Source organism: Acinetobacter sp. WC-141, from assembly GCF_000313935.1.
Classification (GTDB): Bacteria; Pseudomonadota; Gammaproteobacteria; order Pseudomonadales; family Moraxellaceae; genus Acinetobacter.
The window spans coordinates 1-16,851 of record NZ_AMSS01000059.1 but is presented as its reverse complement, the minus strand read 5'-3'; the positions used below and the strand labels follow the sequence as shown (position 1 = coordinate 16,851).

At 37.6% G+C, this 16,851-nt stretch carries 16 protein-coding genes and 1 pseudogene; 6 read left to right on the top strand and 11 right to left on the bottom strand.

Annotation, left to right across the window (positions count from 1 at the left end):
• Positions 1-15 precede the first annotated feature (15 nt).
• Both ACINWC141_RS12115 and ACINWC141_RS12110 read right to left on the bottom strand, forming a co-directional pair.
• Entirely contained in the window at positions 16-1,458 is a 1,443-nt protein-coding gene (locus ACINWC141_RS12115) for an amino acid permease (RefSeq protein WP_009391557.1), read from the bottom strand.
• A gap of 327 nt (positions 1,459-1,785) precedes the next feature.
• Entirely contained in the window at positions 1,786-2,334 is a 549-nt protein-coding gene (locus ACINWC141_RS12110; RefSeq protein ID WP_009391629.1) for a helix-turn-helix domain-containing protein, read from the bottom strand.
• Between the two features lie 68 nt (positions 2,335-2,402).
• On the opposite strand from ACINWC141_RS12110, the gene ACINWC141_RS12105 reads away from it, so the two are divergent.
• On the top strand, positions 2,403-3,098 hold the full coding sequence (locus tag ACINWC141_RS12105; protein WP_034678508.1) for an AzlC family ABC transporter permease: 696 nt from the start codon (positions 2,403-2,405) through the stop codon (positions 3,096-3,098).
• Positions 3,095-3,418, top strand: a complete 324-nt coding sequence (locus ACINWC141_RS12100; protein ID WP_009391541.1) for an AzlD domain-containing protein — start codon at positions 3,095-3,097, stop codon at positions 3,416-3,418. Before ACINWC141_RS12105 ends, ACINWC141_RS12100 begins: the two co-directional genes overlap by 4 nt.
• 40 nt (positions 3,419-3,458) lie before the next feature.
• On the opposite strand, the gene ssb is transcribed toward ACINWC141_RS12100, so the two are convergent.
• On the bottom strand, positions 3,459-4,046 hold the full coding sequence (gene ssb / locus ACINWC141_RS12095; RefSeq protein WP_034678506.1) for a single-stranded DNA-binding protein: 588 nt from the start codon (positions 4,044-4,046) through the stop codon (positions 3,459-3,461).
• Positions 4,047-4,430: 384 nt separating this feature from the next.
• Complete coding sequence (locus ACINWC141_RS12090; RefSeq protein ID WP_009391568.1) at positions 4,431-5,021, bottom strand: TetR/AcrR family transcriptional regulator; 591 nt, start codon at positions 5,019-5,021, stop codon at positions 4,431-4,433.
• 92 nt (positions 5,022-5,113) lie between these two features.
• On the opposite strand from ACINWC141_RS12090, the gene ACINWC141_RS12085 reads away from it, so the two are divergent.
• Both ACINWC141_RS12085 and ACINWC141_RS12080 read left to right on the top strand, forming a co-directional pair.
• Positions 5,114-5,953 carry an alpha/beta hydrolase family protein gene (locus tag ACINWC141_RS12085; protein ID WP_009391605.1) on the top strand — a complete coding sequence of 280 codons (840 nt, stop codon included), beginning with the start codon at positions 5,114-5,116 and terminating at the stop codon, positions 5,951-5,953.
• Between the two features lie 24 nt (positions 5,954-5,977).
• Positions 5,978-6,517, top strand: a complete 540-nt coding sequence (locus tag ACINWC141_RS12080; RefSeq protein ID WP_009391563.1) for a hypothetical protein — start codon at positions 5,978-5,980, stop codon at positions 6,515-6,517.
• Between the two features lie 151 nt (positions 6,518-6,668).
• On the opposite strand, the gene ACINWC141_RS19670 is transcribed toward ACINWC141_RS12080, so the two are convergent.
• Positions 6,669-7,491 (bottom strand): IS5 family transposase gene (locus ACINWC141_RS19670; protein WP_119048166.1). Its coding sequence is split into 2 segments (ribosomal slippage): positions 6,669-7,109 and positions 7,111-7,491, totalling 822 coding nucleotides; the frame shifts between segments, so codons are not numbered across the junction.
• A 98-nt stretch (positions 7,492-7,589) separates the two neighbouring features.
• Positions 7,590-8,072, bottom strand: a complete 483-nt coding sequence (locus ACINWC141_RS12065; RefSeq protein WP_034678504.1) for a hypothetical protein — start codon at positions 8,070-8,072, stop codon at positions 7,590-7,592.
• Positions 8,073-8,146: 74 nt separating this feature from the next.
• Between ACINWC141_RS12065 and ACINWC141_RS12060 the strand changes: the two genes are divergently transcribed.
• Positions 8,147-8,365 carry a helix-turn-helix domain-containing protein gene (locus tag ACINWC141_RS12060; RefSeq protein ID WP_002059957.1) on the top strand — a complete coding sequence of 73 codons (219 nt, stop codon included), beginning with the start codon at positions 8,147-8,149 and terminating at the stop codon, positions 8,363-8,365.
• Between the two features lie 45 nt (positions 8,366-8,410).
• Here the strand turns inward: ACINWC141_RS12060 and ACINWC141_RS12055 are convergent, their stop codons facing one another.
• The 5 genes from ACINWC141_RS12055 to ACINWC141_RS12035 form a co-directional block, all read right to left on the bottom strand.
• Entirely contained in the window at positions 8,411-9,151 is a 741-nt protein-coding gene (locus ACINWC141_RS12055) for a M48 family metallopeptidase (protein ID WP_009391564.1), read from the bottom strand.
• Between the two features lies 1 nt (position 9,152).
• Positions 9,153-12,437, bottom strand: a complete 3,285-nt coding sequence (locus ACINWC141_RS12050; RefSeq protein ID WP_009391594.1) for a type I restriction endonuclease subunit R — start codon at positions 12,435-12,437, stop codon at positions 9,153-9,155.
• 65 nt (positions 12,438-12,502) lie between these two features.
• Positions 12,503-13,852, bottom strand: a complete 1,350-nt coding sequence (locus tag ACINWC141_RS12045) for an anti-phage deoxyguanosine triphosphatase (RefSeq protein ID WP_009391543.1) — start codon at positions 13,850-13,852, stop codon at positions 12,503-12,505.
• A 92-nt stretch (positions 13,853-13,944) separates the two neighbouring features.
• Entirely contained in the window at positions 13,945-14,898 is a 954-nt protein-coding gene (locus ACINWC141_RS12040; protein WP_009391627.1) for an endonuclease NucS domain-containing protein, read from the bottom strand.
• Positions 14,898-16,196 carry a restriction endonuclease subunit S gene (locus ACINWC141_RS12035; protein WP_009391615.1) on the bottom strand — a complete coding sequence of 433 codons (1,299 nt, stop codon included), beginning with the start codon at positions 16,194-16,196 and terminating at the stop codon, positions 14,898-14,900. The genes ACINWC141_RS12040 and ACINWC141_RS12035 overlap by 1 nt, the downstream gene beginning before the upstream one ends.
• Before the next feature lie 100 nt (positions 16,197-16,296).
• Here ACINWC141_RS12035 and ACINWC141_RS20105 point away from each other — a divergent pair.
• Positions 16,297-16,851, top strand: a pseudogene (locus ACINWC141_RS20105) (IS3-like element ISAba22 family transposase); the annotation flags it as partial.

The following is a 16,851-nucleotide window of genomic DNA, read 5'->3' as shown; positions in this document are numbered from 1 at the left end:
TTTATTCTAAAAATATTAAACTAACTTTTCTTCATGAGTATGAGTTAAATGGGCCGCTCTGCGATCTTTACCCCAGCCCAATTTTTCAGACAACAATCCGAAGAACACAATAATGCCGAACAGAGCTGTGGTGTAAATCACTTCTTTAAAATAAGTACCTTCAATCAGCATGGTAAGAATGGCGCCAATAATTGCAAAAATTACCACATAGGTTAAGTAAGGGAACATCCACATTTTAAAATCAATCTTCACGCCTTCAGCTTCTAGTTTTTTACGCATACGAAGCTGAGAATAAGCAATGGTCAGGTATACATAGAGTGTTGCTGCACCCGTCGTTAGCATGAAAAAGTCATAAACATCCATACTCTTGGTTGCCGTTAAAACTACCGCAATTACAGAGAAGAAGCATGACACAATCACGCCTACCCACGGACTGCTTTTACTGTTTACAGAGCCAAAACTTTTTGGTGCATCGCCACGTTTAGCTAAAGAGAACAACATACGTGAACACGTATAAAGTGCTGAGTTAAAGCAACTACATACCGACGTGAGAACCACAAAGTTTACGATATGGCGCGCCCCTGGAATCCCGAGTGCAGACAGAGTCACACTATAGGTTCCCCAAGTCGAATCTTTCAAAAGCTCATTGTTGTGAGGAATCAAACATACCGCAACGAACATTGAGCCTACATAGAATAAAATAATTCGCCAAACCACCGAGTTCGATGCTTTACGAATTTCTTTAGATGGGTTTGCCGACTCTGCTGCCGCTACAGTGACAATTTCAGCACCAATATAGGCAAACATCACCCCAAGCAAGGCAGTAATAACGGATGATCCTCCATTTGGCATAAAGCCTTGAGAGGTTAAATTACTCATACCTGAAGCAGCCGGATTGCCCCAAGGCCACAAATGCATGATCGCTAAACTACCAATCACCAAGAAGATAACAATCGCAATGACTTTGATGAGTGCAAACCAGAACTCAAACTCGCCATAGTTTTTCACGTTTTGTAAATTGACTGCGACCAATGCACCAATCACGACAACCATATAGGCCCAGATCGGTATAAAGGGGAACCAATTATTTAAAATTTTACCTGCCACATAGGCTTCCCAGCCCATGAGCATTGCAAGCGTACACCAATATAGCCAACCAATTGAAAAACCGGCCCAACGACCAATTGCACGGTCGGCATATGTTGAAAAAGAGCCACTATCAGGGTTTAAAACGGCCATCTCGCCTAACATACGCATGATGAACCAAACGAGTAGACCGCCCAAAGCATAGGTTAGAAAAACTACAGGCCCTGTATTGTAAATAATACTGCCCGAGCCCACGAATAGAGAACCACCAATAACCCCTGCAATTGAGATCATCGTCAAGTGGCGTGATTTGAGTCCATGTTTTAAACTTTGGGAGTGATTGGCTTCAGAACCATTTTGATGAGCTGCCATATCATTTTCCTTAATATATGGAGGATATCGGCTAGTCTCGGAAAACCTCCGAAGCCAAAAAATATCCCCTAAAAATTTAGCCGTTTTGCCCAATTTCTAAAACAGAAAAATCACTGAGCTTATCCGGCGCTTCCGTATGCATACTTCCAATGGCTTTAATTTGTCGTTTCGGCACTCAAGAAACGAGAGCCATTTTTGTAATAAAAGAGAGAGCCAATTGCAAAATTTATACGCAAAATTGGCTCTTTTTGTCTGAAATGCTGATAAATGGTTTTAAGTTTTTATTATGAATATAATTAAGTTTTACTTTAATAAGATTGGAATTCTTTAGTTTTGTTCAGAGATTAATAATGCTTTTGTACCTGTTTCCAAGGCTCTAAAGATATGTTTCTGGTCCGCAGGGTAACAAATATAGTCACCAACACCGAGCTCAACAGCTTCATCAATTAAACCAACCAGAGCTTTACCTTCAACCACAACAATATGTTCTACAGAACCAACCGGATGAGGTTCTGAAAGACGGTCTTCGCCTGGTTCCACAATCAATAAATAAACATCACGGCGCGCATGCGGTGGACAAGTCGCTAACAAAATTGCTTTGTAATTGGCAATCTCAGAACTCACCGTTGGCCCATCGCCACAGCGTATCACTTGTACCTGATTGCTGGGTTCTTCCATCAAACGTGCAAATGGAATATTCAGCGCAACACAAAGTGCCCATAGCGTTTCAATGCTTGGGTTACCTTGGCCAGCTTCTAGTTGAGAAAGTGTAGATTTTGCAACACCTGCACGGCGTGCAACCTCTGCCAAAGAAAGCCCTGCTCTTTGACGTTCACGATTTAAACCTTTGGCAATAATTTCAATTGGCTGAGACATTCACCACATCCGTTCTATAAAAAAAACGATCGTTCGTTTTGACAAAACAATCAGACTTATTCATTATAATGGAAAATCGTTCGTTATATCATGCTATGAACATATACTCTCTCATTAAGAAACTTAGTAAAGACACCACCCGCTCTATTTTCTTTGTGTGTCTAGCGACCAGTGTTGTTGGAATGTCTTTAGGTTCACTCGCCGCAAGTTATGGTTTAGCGCTCTGGATCCCACTTTGCCTATCCGTATTTGTGCTCGCAGGAACTGCTGAATTTATTTTTATTGGATTCTTGGCTGTAGGTGGTAGCCCAATTGCTGCTGCGATTGCAGGACTACTCGTCAATTTAAGACATTTGCCTTTTGGTATTGCGGTCAATGAATTAATCAGAGGTAAATTCTCTCGATATTTCGGTACTCATATCATGAACGATGAAAGCGTTTTGTTTGGCATGGCACAGCCTGATTTTGAGACTAAAAAAGCTGCTTACTGGTTATGTGGCATAGGCATCATGCTGACTTGGCCACTTGGTGTCACTTCGGGTTATTTTATTGGAAGCGCTATTCCAGACCCAAAAACATTTGGTCTAGATGCCATTTTCCCTGCCATTTTAATTGCACTTACTTTTAATGCTTTAAAGAATAAATCTACTCGAAAAGCTGCATTTGCCGGATCAACTTTGGCACTGATTACTACACCTTTTTTGGCCTCAGGACTTCCAATTCTGATTTCACTTTTTGGCTTAATATTTGGTAGAAAAAAATGAATCAACAATTACTTATTATTTTAGGCATAGCCTTGCTAGCACTTGGAACATATGGGATTCGTTTTGCTGGTTTTCACTTAGGGGCCAAATTTACTTTTTCTGAAAAATACCAAGTTTTACTCTCAAATGGTGCAACTGTTTTGCTGTGTGCGATCGCAGTCACGACTACATTTTTTGAAGGCCAAGATTTCGCAGGTTTCGCGCGTATATTCGGTGTTGGGCTAGCGCTTTTCTTGGTTTGGAAAAAAGTACCGCTTTTATTAGTGATTTGTTTAGCAGCGGCTGGCACGTCCCTGTTACGTTTACTCGGAATTGAGTAATAAAAAAGGCGAGATAAACTCGCCTTTTTTGAAACTTTGATTAGAACGGTAAATCGTCGTCTAAATCTGCTGGCGCAGACGCAGGCTGTTGTGGCGCTTTTGGAGCAAAACCACCAGATTGCGGGTTACTATTTCCGCCATTACCACCAAAACCAGCTGGATTACTGCCGTAACCGCCACCACTATTTTGGTTATAACCACCGCCTTGGTTATTATTTTGATAACCATTGCCACCTTGTTGAGGTGCATTAAAACGTGGTTGATTAAAATCATTACCGCCAGCGAAACCTTGTTCACTTTGTTGACGAGCATCTAACATTTGCATTTGGTCGCCACGGATTTCTGTAGTGTAACGTTCTTGACCATTTTGATCAGTCCACTGACGCGTACGTAATGAACCTTCAATATAAACCTTAGAACCTTTACGTAAAAACTGCTGAGCAATTTCCCCTAAACGGTTATGCAAAACAATACGGTGCCATTCAGTTTGTTCTTTACGCTCACCTGAAGTTTTATCGGTCCAAGCTTCACTTGTCGCGATAGAAAATTGAGTCAGCGAACCCCCATTTGGAAAAGTTTTTGTTTCAGGATCACGACCCAAAGTACCAACCAAAATGACATTACTCATATTAGTTTTACTATAAGGTGCAGTATCCATTTGTTTTTTAAATAAATTTCTGAATATTTAACAAATAATACTATAACAAAAAAAATTGCTTCCATCTACACTAAATTTAACCTATCTTTTTTAAAATTAAGGTGTTCATCATCTGTATAAGTTCATTCGAATTACTATTCCGCGATACTTATTTTATATACAGTTGAATTAGGATCAGATGTAAAGATATTTAAGGATATTATTAGACTTCTTGCGAAAGTAGTATTTTATGATTTTTATTTTTACAAGAAGTCTATTTAATAAATTAAAGACAATCTATTAATAAGTCCTCACATGGGCTATGAGTAAAAACAAATAGGAATAATTCAGCACATTAAACTATTTTAAACACAATTAAATCAAATTTTTAATCATTACATCTAATTGTGCAGTTACCGCTTGGAACGGGGTTAAATTTCCCCATGCTCGGCATAACAAAATCGCCCCCTCAAACGACGCAATAATGCTTAAGCTGACTTGTGTAGCCTGCTCAAATGAGATGCCGTCTTGTTCAAGTGCTTGTGTCAATCGTTGTTTCCATAAATTTAGCACTTGTTTGACTGTTTCAACATATTGTACTTTTTCATCGTCTTTTCCTATTTCCATCAATACCGACATTAAAGGACACCCTGCCTGAAAACTGGAATCCTGTACAATCCTCCCCCACCACGCAATAAATGCGGTAATACCCTTACGTGTCCCATGCTGATTCAATGCTTTATCCAGTTGTTCCAACGCGATATTTCCAGACAATAACAACGCCTCTTTGACCATTTGTGGCTTGCCATCAGGAAAATAATGATAAGTCGAACCCAATGGCGTTTGTGCATGTTTAGCCGCTTCTCGCACACTGGTTGCTGCTAACCCTTGGGTCCGCAATAAATCCAGTACCGCAAAAATAAGCCGCTGCCGTGTATTTAATTCACTCTCTGCTGCCAAACTCATCAGTCACATTCCCTTTAAAAAACATATTGCTATAACACTTGTTATAATTTAGCATAATTTTCACTATAACAACTGTTATAACCAGATTAAATATGAACACAAATTTCACCATTACCACCCAAGATGGCTACCCACTTGCAGCACGCCATTACAGTGCCGACAAGCCGAAAGCGAACATTATTCTGGCTGGTGCAACAGGCGTACCGCAAGCGTTCTATCGACGTTTTGCCGAGTATGCAGCGACATACGGTTACAATGTCATCACCTTTGATTATCGGGGAATTGGTCGTTCTAAACCTGCGGATTTTAAAAATTTTGATAGTAATTTTATTGAATGGGCAACACTTGATCTTGCTGCCGTAGTCGATACGATGGCAGATGATTTACCACTTTTTATAGTGGGTCATTCATTTGGTGGACATGCCTTTGGGTTATTACCCAATCATCAAAAAATCAAGTGTCTTTATACTTTTGCCACAGGTGCAGGCTGGTATGGCTATATGCCAAAAGCCGAAGCAATGAAAGTAAAATTACTGTGGGATTTGGTTTTACCCGCATTGGCACAATGGAAAGGCTATATTCCGATGTCATTATTAGGTATGGGTGAGGACTTACCCTATGGGGTATATCAACAATGGAAACGCTGGTGTAAATTCCCTCATTATTTCTTTGATGACCCTAAAGTCCCTGAAATTGCAGAACAATTTAGAAAAATTCATACGCCAATTATTGCTGCAAATGCTTTAGATGATTTATGGGCATTACCTAAATCACGTAACGCATTTATGCAAGGTTATCAAAATGCAGATGTCCAATTGATTGATATTCCATTAACCCAGTCATTACCGAAAATCGGTCATATGGGTTATTTTCGTAGTGAGGCAAAATCGCTGTGGGATAATGTTTTAACTGCCTTTGATCAAACACTTTAACAGCTCTCTATTGAGATATTGACTATGCAATCCGTGTTTGTCTTGCCTAATTTACTTAAAGTTTATAAAGCCCTGATTTGGGTTACACTCTACGCTGCTGCTTTGCATTTTTTTGATAATGTTTATTTTTTCTTCCAGTATCCAGAACCTGCCTGGCTAACACGAGAAATTGTTGCATTATTATGGATTCCGATTGCATTGATGGCACATCGTGCAGTGGATTTAATTTATATAGGTAAAATTAATCATAGTTTTACAGTGATTCATAGTTTTGTATTAGCGAACTGGATTTCTCTCGGTCATTATTTATTTGCTTGTCCACAAGAAGTCTCAACTCGGATAAACATTGCAATCTTTATCCAAACCAGTATGGCCTGTATTTTATTTATCATGACCCTATGGTTACAATTCACTCGTTACCCAAAGTCCTTAGCTTTTGCCAAAAAGGCTTGGTTTAAAAATATTGTTATGTATGTGGTGTTAATCATTATTTTAGAGTCAATTTTCCCGTCCAACTTTCATGACTGGTGGTATACGTGGTTAATACCATCAAATCCACATTAGTTCATACGCAGGTTATGGAATTTCTCCAACATCTGGATTGCTTCTTCATTGATATGGAAGCTGTTTTGAAGGATTCTTAACCATAAAAGTACTCTAGAAATATAAAGTATTTCATAAAAATATCTATATATAAGATCTCTTGCGAAAGTCATTATTGCAAGTTTATCCGGTTTACGAGTGCAGCAATTAAGTTAATGCGTAAGCCGAATTTTTTCCGTCTATTTCGATAGCGTTCACTTAATATTCTAAATGTTTTCAATTGACTATTAATGTGTTCGATCACAACTCGTATTTTTCCAATCATTTTATTGTACTTTTTCTCAACATCAAATAAAGGTAAATTCTTCTTTTTCTTTATTGGCATCAATAATTTAAAGCCATCTTGCTCTAATCCGTAGTACCCTAGATCAGTCATAACATATTCACAATGTTTGAATTTCTTAACCGTTTTTCTTGCCAATTTAATATCATGCTGACTGCCATTCGATATATCTAGCCCTATGATTTGTTTGCTGTTCGGATGATAGATCACTTGTGCTTTTAGCGTATGTTTCTTCTTTTTACCACTGTAGAACTGACTCTGATTTTTTTTTCGGACGTTCTATTGAACATTCTGTCGCATCAATAATTACCCAGTTAAAGTGTTCGTCTGCCGTGGTAATGCTTCGTTTTGGCAGAGTAAAACGTCTTGATTTCATCAATGCATCTTCAACCTTTTTAATGGTTCGATTCACATTACTTTCAGCGATATGGTAATTTGCCGCTAATTCCAGTTGAGTGCTGTAGCTCCGTAAGTAATTGAGAGTTAATAACAATTGATTCTCTATATTTAAAGTATGAGGACGACCTGATTTCTTTTTGAGTGATTCTGCTTTTTCTAAAACCTCTACCATTTCAGTAAAAACATGTCGAGGTACGCCAACCAAGCGTTTGAATTCAGAATCTGAAAAACGATTTAATTTCTGATATCTCATGAAATTTATATTGAGGTGGTTTTTACTTTCGCAAGAAGTCTATTGTTCTTGATTTATTCAGCCACAGTTCTATTGAAATTTATAAGGCTAGCCTGCTTCTATTGAGCTTCTAATAAATTCCTCAAAGCTTTTAGTTCATAACTTAAAAGGTGAATTTCTGATTCTTTTTGATCTATAAATCGATTAATCAGTTCAGAGCACTTAGGAAATTTTATAAGATACTTTTTATATATGCTTAACTCCTGAAATAAATCGGATATATTCTCATTTACACGTATATATTCCATTGAAAGGCAATTCTCAACCTCTAAAGATTTCAATTGGGTAATTAAATCGCAAATATCTTTTTTTGAATAATTAGATGAATATTTGTACGTACAATTACTAGTATCCATTAATATCAAGTTTTGACTTACTAATTCCCTAAAAATAATATAGATTTTTGAATAAAATCCTTTAGGTTCATATTCAGGAGAATATTTTATAAATTCTGCTCGAATCTTTTTAAACTCAGAGTTAAAGAATGTTTGATTTGATAAAAAGTCTAGGAAACTAAACTTAAGTTGATGATTTATATTCATATCTAAACAACATCTCCAAAACCTAAAATATCCCATTTTGGGATATTTAAAAGAATAGTACAACATGTCGAGCTATGAGCTCAATACATGATCCTCGCTATAAACAGCTAATTGATAAACTTATTCGAATACGTGAGTTAAAAGAAGTTACTCAGGTAGAGCTTGCCTCACGCTTAAAAAAGCCACAGTCATATGTAGCAAAAATAGAGAATTTGGATCGAAGAATCGATATTCTTGAATTAATGGATTGGCTAGAGTGCTTAAATTCTAATATTGATGAGTTCCTTAAATAAATTAGAGAACCTTTCTTAACTCTTGTCGAAAAACAAAAATCTTAATCAATTTATTAACTTATTCGCCATCATATCTAATTGATTTTTTATTTTCGCCCAATCAGGCATAACTTGATTCAATAGTTGGTAGAAACGCTCACTATGATTATGTTCAACCAAATGACAAAGTTCATGCAGAATCACATAATCAATGCAGATTGTAGGCGCTTTAACTAGATGAGGATTGAGCGTAAGTACACCTGATGGGGAGCAGTTTCCCCACTGTGTTCGCATGGTCATCAAACGAATATCAGGGTAATTTTCAACCCATAAAGCTTGTTCTAGAATATGTTGCAAACGTGCTTCGAATATGACTTTTGCTCGGGTTCTATACCATTCATTTAAATAAGATTTAATACTTTCAAGACCCATATCCAAGGTGTTTACTTCCAATCTTCCTCTCAGAAGTTTTGCACCTTTTGGCTTGGTATCATCATGAATCACTTTCAATTGATATTGTTTACCCAAATAAAAGTGGCTTTCACCACTTTTATATTTGCGAGGCGTGATAAATCTACTTTGTTCACGGAACTCTCGTAATTGTTTATAGATCCAACGACTACGCTGCTTTACCGCTTCAATGATTGTTTTATCATCTGCATTTAACGGTGTTGATACAACCACCCGACAATCAGCATAGACTTTAATCAGTATCTTTTGAGTACGCCTAGGACTTTCAAGCACACCAAAATCAATAACCTCATCACCATAAACAATGCTTAACTTTCTCTCTGGCAGCGTATTCATCCTAGAGCCCATTTAAACCGACCCGAGTAATTTGTACGATCATTTCCACGATTTTTTTGGCTTGATCCATACCACTACCAATTGATTTACATTCACGGAACATCTGAGGTAATAGTTTTTTACGGATATCCGCTTCAATATTTTGTGGATTAATTGAGTTTTCAGCTACAGAGCTCATGACAGAAGTATCAACCTCAAAAGCTAGTTGAATCCACTTATTTTGATTCTGTTGATCTGTTATCGAGAATGCATCAGGCAAGAGTTTTTTGAAGACACCATAATAAGCTTGAGCATGCTTATTACCACTGAACACATCAGGAATTTCATCTAAACGACGAGCTTCAACTTGTTCTTCAAATTCTCTAAAAAGCATGTGTTGCTTCAAAGGGTGATCGAACTCTTTCTCAGCTTCTTCGATGACTTGACGTAACAACTTAGAAAAAGCCTCCTGAGCATAGGGGTCATCACGTAACTCTTGCTCAATCATCTTCGTTACACGTGTTTTGATGATATCCGTTTCATTACGTGTTTTCTCTTCACTCCAATCTTCAGGCTGAGCTATTTTACCCATCTTGCCGACTTCATAGACTCCATCAGGGTCTTTTACCTCAATACCCACAACATGTTTATCAAGAAGTTTTTTGACTTGTTCAGCATACTGATCATAGTCAACTGTTTCTCCAGCATCTCGTTTCACAATCTGACGTAAGCTTGTAAATAGTTTGACTGTTTCCTTATAGTGCTGACGATCTGCATCAGTAAAGCTTTTATCTTCAAAGAAGGTTGCTGACTGCAACGCAACTTTTAAACAACTTGCGAATTCTGTGAGTGCTTCATAGAAATCATCACGAACTTTCAAGTGAATATCGACCAACTCACCCTCACGTTCTTCAATACGAGGGACTAAAATTTGACGCAACTGCTCTAGATCATTTTTATTTTTAACATCATCAAAAATTGCCCAAAGTGCTTTATACAAACGAGGTAGACGCTTATATTCGGAACTCATTTGCGTATATAAACCTGTAAGATCATTGATATCATAGCCACCTTGGGTACGGGCAGCGAGATCTTGATAATCAAGAATTGTGGCGTCCAATTCTTTTAAAATACCTCGATAGTCGATCAATAAACCAAACTTTTTCATTGGATGAAGTCGGTTTACACGAGCAATTGCTTGAATCAGGTTGTGCTGTTTTAAATTTTTATCAATATAAAGAACAGCATTTTTAGGTTCATCAAAACCTGTTAAGAGCTTATCCACTACAATCAGTAATTTGAGAGAATCATCTTTTTCGAAACGCTCAATCACTTTTTTAGTATAGGCTTGCTCATCCTGAGTTCCTACATTGTCCTTCCACCATTGAGTCACTTCTGGGGTAGTCGATTCATCGACATCAGTATTCCCTTCACGACTATCAGGTGGGCTCATCACCACAGCAGACTCAAACAAGCCAGCTTCATCCAAGTACTTTTTATACTTAATCGCTGAAGCCTTGCTATCGCAAGCAAGCTGTCCTTTTAAACCATCATCAATATTTTTAACAAAGTGATTAGCAATATCTAACGCAATCAGGCGAATACGATCATCCGCAGTATAAATCTCACCTTTTCTCGCAAACTTACGTTTTAAGTCTGCTTTTTGCTGATCGTTTAAACCTTCTGTAATCCGTTCAAACCACGTATCAATCGCACGTTCATTTACGTCTAAATCAGGGATTCGTTCTTCATAGAGCAAAGGTGTTACAGTTTTATCTTCTACCGCTCTCTGCATGGTATAAGCATGAACAATAGGTCCGAACTTGTTAATGGTCTTTTCATCTTTAAGCAATGGCGTACCTGTAAATGCTACGAATGCAGCATTTGGAAGTGCTAGTTTCATACGCACATGGTTTTCACCACCTTGACTTCGATGTCCCTCATCAATCAGGACAATGAAGTCTGAACTTGTATTAACACATTCAGGAAGTTTGGTTGCAGAGTTAAATTTCTGAATCAAAGAGAACATGATTCGCTCTGTACCTTTGCCAATTTGTTCAGCTAAGCGTTTACCTGAAGTCGCCATAGCATTTAGCTTATCTCTTTTTCCTGCCAGTTCACCACCTGATACAAAGGTTTTACTAAGTTGATCTTCCAAATCGACACGGTCTGTGACAACCAAGATACGGCATTGTTTTAAAGCTTCATGCAAGATCAAGGCTTTACTGAGAAAGACCATGGTAAAAGACTTACCTGAGCCCGTTGTATGCCAAATGACACCACCTTCACGACCACCTTTACTGTTCTTCGTACTAATACGCTCAATGAGTCGTTTGATACCAAAGATTTGCTGATAACGAGCAACAATTTTTCCTGCTTTCTTGTCGAAAAGTGTATATAGGCGAACTATTTCAAGTAGTCGTTCAGGCTTTAATAGACTGATCAGCAGTTGATCTTGACCTGTAACAGCTAAGTCTCCACCTGAAATTAAATTTTCATACCAAGTTAAGTCATCGACTGGACGATAAGAAAATAGGCTCTGTTTTTGTGAAGCACTTAATTTCTTATTCTTAAGTGCATACATTTCTGTATCAGAAATATCTTCTTCTCGCCATGCTGCCCAGAATTTTGCAGGCGTATTACATGTGCCGTAACGCCCTTCATGTCCATTGATTGAAAGAAGAAGTTGGCTATACGCAAACAGATGGGGAATTTCATCAGGACGCTGATTACGAAGAGACTGAGAAATTCCTTCATTAATCGTTGGACCTTTATTGGCTTGGCTATCAGGGCGTTTTGCTTCAATCACAACTAAGGGAATACCATTTACAAAACAAATGATATCGGGTCTACGTATGTCTACGCCACCTGAGCGTGTGACAGCAAATTCTTCAGTATATGAAAAGTCGTTATTATGGATGTTATACCAATCAATCAATGGGATCGTAGGACTGACTTTTTTTCCATTCACAAATTCAGTTACAGGAATGCCGTAGAATAAATGGTTATACATTTTTTCGTTGGCAGTTAGTAAGCCCTCATTCAAGGCAGGGCTACAGATTTCGGCAATTAAGTTATCAACTGATTTTGGCGATAGTGGATATTCTTTGCCTGCGAATGGAAAAGTACGCTTAGAGAGCTCTTTACGTAAAATTTGACGTAAGACAACTTGGTCTTGTTTTCCATCACGGGCAACGAGTGCCTGTGATGGGGATAAGAATGACCACCCCAAATTACTCAGTAGAGTCAAAGCTGGAAGCTTTGCACTGTATTCTTCTTGAAATTTTGGCGTGTAAAGTTGATTCATTCTTTTGCTCTTGCTTTAGTTTCACATGTACTGTGATAGTTAAATATGTTTCAAAACTCTAAAAATCAAAGTCTATCGAATATTGATCCTTTATATGGAGAATGTAACTTCTCATACAAACGAGTCGCATAATCATCTGTCATTCCAGAAACATAATCACAAATAACTCTCATTCTTTTAGAATCTGAATCTTGTCGCTCATAACGAGATAATGTTGAACTTGGCAGAAGTCTTTTGGGATCAGAAGCCAGTGTATCAAACAACTCCATAACTAATTTTTGCCCTTTAAACTCAAGCTGTTGAACATTGGTACTTTTAATTACTTTGTTTTCCACTAATTCAAAAATATGATCTAAAAGTAATCTGTGCTCTTTATTTAACACTGCATTCCATTTAATCAAATTACAAGATGCAGATGAAATAGCCGAAGTTTTCACCTCAATATTTGTAATAAAGAAATTGACTAAATCCCCGATTTGATCCTTACGTTGATAGCTTTCTTTTGAAAACAGCTTCTCGGCTATAGTAATGCTATTAAATCCACAACTATTAAAACGTTCTTCTTTAAGAACATTACTATCCTTTTCTTGAGCTTGATTATGATCTTCCCAATCTGTACGAGTGATCATTCCTAAAGAAATAGCATCTTCCAAGTCATGTAAGCTGTATGAAATATCATCAGCAAGCTCCATAATAGATGTATCCAAAGCTTTGTTGGCTGGTTTCAAATGACCTGATTTATGTGGTTCTAATTTAGTAAACTCAATTATGTTTGAATTTAGAGGTTCAAGAATCCAATCTACAACTTTATCTTCGGTATCTAAATAACATTTAGGAGGTTTCTGTTTTTTAGACTCAGATAACCAACGTGGAGATTTGAGCTCCCCATAGGCACTTTCTTGTACTGTTGCTGTATAAGAGGATGGATATTTTAGTACCCCTAATAGCAAACGACGGGTTGGATTTAAGCCATAATTCTCAGTGTACTTGTCTAATTGCGTGAGAATTCTTAATGTTTGCCCATTTCCTTCAAAACCACCATGTTCACGCATACGAATGTTTAGAGCGACTTCACCACCGTGACCAAAAGGTGGATGACCAATATCATGAGCTAAGCAAATCGCATTCATTAAAGCTTCATCTGGCAAAACATCATAAATTTCCTGATCTTGATTTTTATATTTTGCTTTTAAACTTCGCAAAATACCTGTTCCAATTTGAGCAACTTCCATTGAATGGGTCAGGCGGGTACGATAAAAGTCACTCTCTCCCAATCCTAGAACCTGAGTTTTTGATTGCAAGCGTCTAAAGGCTGCTGAATGAATTAAACGAGCATAATCTCGCTCCCACTCCGTACGCTTATCATTGTCTCTACGTTTATTTTCTTCACGACGACTTTCCCATACATCTAACATTAACAACCCTCTGATTTAATTAAAATTTAATATTACATATCCAGCATCTAACTACAGGTTTATTTATTTAATAAAATAATCAAGCACCTGATTTAATTATTAATATTTCCACCCTTGATCAGCTTAAAACTCAACTGATAACGATAAAACTCAATATTCTGAGCCACACTCAAAGCACGACGAATTCGTAAGTCATCTTCTAGTGCAATGATGACGCCTTTCACCTGTTGGTCCGCTTCAGCCAACTCATCCTTGACATAGCCCATATAGCGCTGGATTTGCCCCACCACTCGATCACTTGCACGACCACGCTTTAGCTCAACCACAAGTAAGGTCTTTTTATCCTTACTGATTGCCAAGATATCGATAGGACCTGTATCCGATGGATACTGCTGACCGACCAATTGACCTTCTTCGGTATAAATGTCGTATGTTGCACCCAACTCAGTTTTAGACCAATTTTCAACAAGAAAATGCTCCAAATGCTTTTCTAAAGCAAAAGCTGTCGGGTCTTCGACTACTTCATCAGGCTCGAGATGCTCAACCGTTTCTTTACCATCAATAAGCGTTTTAAGCTCTTCTGCATACTTCGTGATATTACAAACTGCACCTGCTGATCCTGATGAGTTTTTAAGCTCCTGAGACATCAGTTCTCTAGGCAAAGTCTGTTCAAACCATTCGACTTTTCTGCGATGGCTTAACTCACCTGAAGGCACGTAGTAATAGTCTGATATGACTTTACCCACGAGATAATGACCATCCCCACGAGGTGTAAGGATGATGTCTCCCTGTTTAATCCCTTTGCAGATGGTGTGTAACATGCCACAGGCTAAGCCTGCTGAAATTTTGGTTTTATCAGGTAAGGCTTCAAGATAGACAGGAATAAAACGATGATTAAACTCACGCCAATCATCAGGTAAGTCATGGGTTAAGTCTTGGTCAATGTTCCAGTTGGCGGCAATAAAGCCGCCCTCTAGAAACTCTTGAGCAAATACAGACTTCGCACCCGCCATAATGCGGTAATAGCTAGGCATCATTTGCATCATTAAGCAGCCACCTTGACACGTTTTTTACCTGTCAAAAGTTGTTGCATGAGTGCTTTTTTCTCTTGCTTTAACCGATCAAGTTTTTTCTGCAAGGTATCAATTTCTTGATCTGAAAGCGTTAGAATTTCGGCAATCTTTTTCTGCTCTGCAATCGTTGGCAATTTTAATATTAACTTCATTAATTGATTTTTCGACAAGTTGTAACGTGTTGCTCCTTGCCCAAGAATCGATATTTGCTTTCTAATATTGCTGCTACGCAGAATATAAGCTGCAAACTGAGGAAGTAAAATTTTAAAATTATTTAATCTAAAACCAAAACAAAAGGAATTAAGATATAGTCTTTCCACTTCTTCCAATAGAACTGATGACATACCAACTTCCTCAGCAGTTTCAGAAGATGTTGTAAAAAATATATCCCCATAGCGTACAGAGTTCTGATTTTCATCTTCTGTAACAATCACATAATCGACTTGATTAATATCAATTCGGTTGTTTTTAAAGATATTCATGTAAGTAATGTATGGAACACCACTTCCAAAATCCTCTTTAGTTTTACCCGTCAGCCCTGTAAAAGTATTACCTAGATTCCCCAGTGGATATTCTTTCCACTCTTCACTAAAACTCACTCCAGCTTCATCAAGCAAACGCTTCTTACCCGTCAGCAACTGTTGCATTAATGCTTTTTTCTGCTCTTGACTATTCTTAAGTAGTTTTTCAGTCGCTGAAATCGTTTGATCCCAAGTTGAAAGGATTTGGGCGATTTTCTTTTGCTCAACTAATGGTGGCAAAATAATTGGTAAATCTTTACATATCTCAATAGTTAAATTCTGCTGACCAGAAGTCTTTTTAGATCTAGACTGTAACCATTGTTGAGCTTTAAAACTATTTAAAAACTCTAGAAAATATTTACTATCAACAAGATTTTTTTGTAGCCGGTAAAATACAATCGCCTGATTCATATTATATTCAGGATAGCTGTCATCAAGTAGAGCTGTTTTCCCTAAAGGAGGACCTACGATATTCATCAAAATATCATTAGGAAATGCCATTGAACGCGATAGAAAATTTTCGTGAGACTGTTTTGATACAAATATGAAATCAGAATCTAGTGCTAAACGACCATAAAAAGTTAAATTATTAACTCGTAAAAAAGGAATTTTACCTTCATTAGAAATCTCTGATTTAGGCGGAGTAGTCCCTTTAGAAATTTTTGTGCAAATTTCATTGGCAGTTTTACAAGACCAATCATTTGGAATAATTCCAAAACCTGAAATGAAGTTAGATGTATCATTCACCACAACCCAACTCCTCTAAATACTTCGCCATCTGAACTGATGTGTGCTGAAAAAACAGGAGGTTTTAACTTGGTAAACTAAACACACTCATCAGGAGTTTACCATGAGCAAGAAACACAAGACTTACACCACAGAATTTAAAGCTGAAGCCATCAAATTAATTGAAGCCAATCAAGGCAATGTCTCGGAAACAGCCAGACAACTTAGCATTTCAATGCAAACTCTTTCAAATTGGAATACCAAAGCAAAGGCTGGAACTTTAGCAGGTACAAAACAGTAATCACCTGATCTAAACGCTCTACTCGAAGAAAATAAAAAACTCAAACAACAGCTCAAAATAGCTGAAATGGAACGTGAATTTTTAAAAAAGGCAGCAGCGTACTTTGCCAAAGAAAGTCAGTAAGGTACGCCTATATGAAACAAAAAAGATATTCTTTTCCAATTACCTTAATGGCTCGATTACTTCATGTTTCAGTTTCATGTTTTTATGATTGGCTCAAGAGAGGCGTGAGCAAAAGAACGATTCAACGAAATCAACAGACGATATTGGTGAAAATAGCCCATGAGGAGACAAAGCAGAGCTATGGTTATATTCGATTAACCAAATACTTACAAGCTCAGGGTATAAAAATGAGTATGTACGCTGTACGTCAGATAA

Coding starts and splice junctions, on each gene's coding strand:
- ACINWC141_RS12115 (WP_009391557.1), bottom strand. CDS start 1,458: ATGGCAGCTCATCAAAATGGTTCTGAAGCCAATCACTCCCAAAGTTTA.
- ACINWC141_RS12110 (WP_009391629.1), bottom strand. CDS start 2,334: ATGTCTCAGCCAATTGAAATTATTGCCAAAGGTTTAAATCGTGAACGT.
- ACINWC141_RS12105 (WP_034678508.1), top strand. CDS start 2,403: ATGGAAAATCGTTCGTTATATCATGCTATGAACATATACTCTCTCATT.
- ACINWC141_RS12100 (WP_009391541.1), top strand. CDS start 3,095: ATGAATCAACAATTACTTATTATTTTAGGCATAGCCTTGCTAGCACTT.
- ssb (WP_034678506.1), bottom strand. CDS start 4,046: ATGAGTAATGTCATTTTGGTTGGTACTTTGGGTCGTGATCCTGAAACA.
- ACINWC141_RS12090 (WP_009391568.1), bottom strand. CDS start 5,021: ATGAGTTTGGCAGCAGAGAGTGAATTAAATACACGGCAGCGGCTTATT.
- ACINWC141_RS12085 (WP_009391605.1), top strand. CDS start 5,114: ATGAACACAAATTTCACCATTACCACCCAAGATGGCTACCCACTTGCA.
- ACINWC141_RS12080 (WP_009391563.1), top strand. CDS start 5,978: ATGCAATCCGTGTTTGTCTTGCCTAATTTACTTAAAGTTTATAAAGCC.
- ACINWC141_RS12065 (WP_034678504.1), bottom strand. CDS start 8,072: ATGAATATAAATCATCAACTTAAGTTTAGTTTCCTAGACTTTTTATCA.
- ACINWC141_RS12060 (WP_002059957.1), top strand. CDS start 8,147: ATGAGCTCAATACATGATCCTCGCTATAAACAGCTAATTGATAAACTT.
- ACINWC141_RS12055 (WP_009391564.1), bottom strand. CDS start 9,151: ATGAATACGCTGCCAGAGAGAAAGTTAAGCATTGTTTATGGTGATGAG.
- ACINWC141_RS12050 (WP_009391594.1), bottom strand. CDS start 12,437: ATGAATCAACTTTACACGCCAAAATTTCAAGAAGAATACAGTGCAAAG.
- ACINWC141_RS12045 (WP_009391543.1), bottom strand. CDS start 13,852: ATGTTAGATGTATGGGAAAGTCGTCGTGAAGAAAATAAACGTAGAGAC.
- ACINWC141_RS12040 (WP_009391627.1), bottom strand. CDS start 14,898: ATGATGCAAATGATGCCTAGCTATTACCGCATTATGGCGGGTGCGAAG.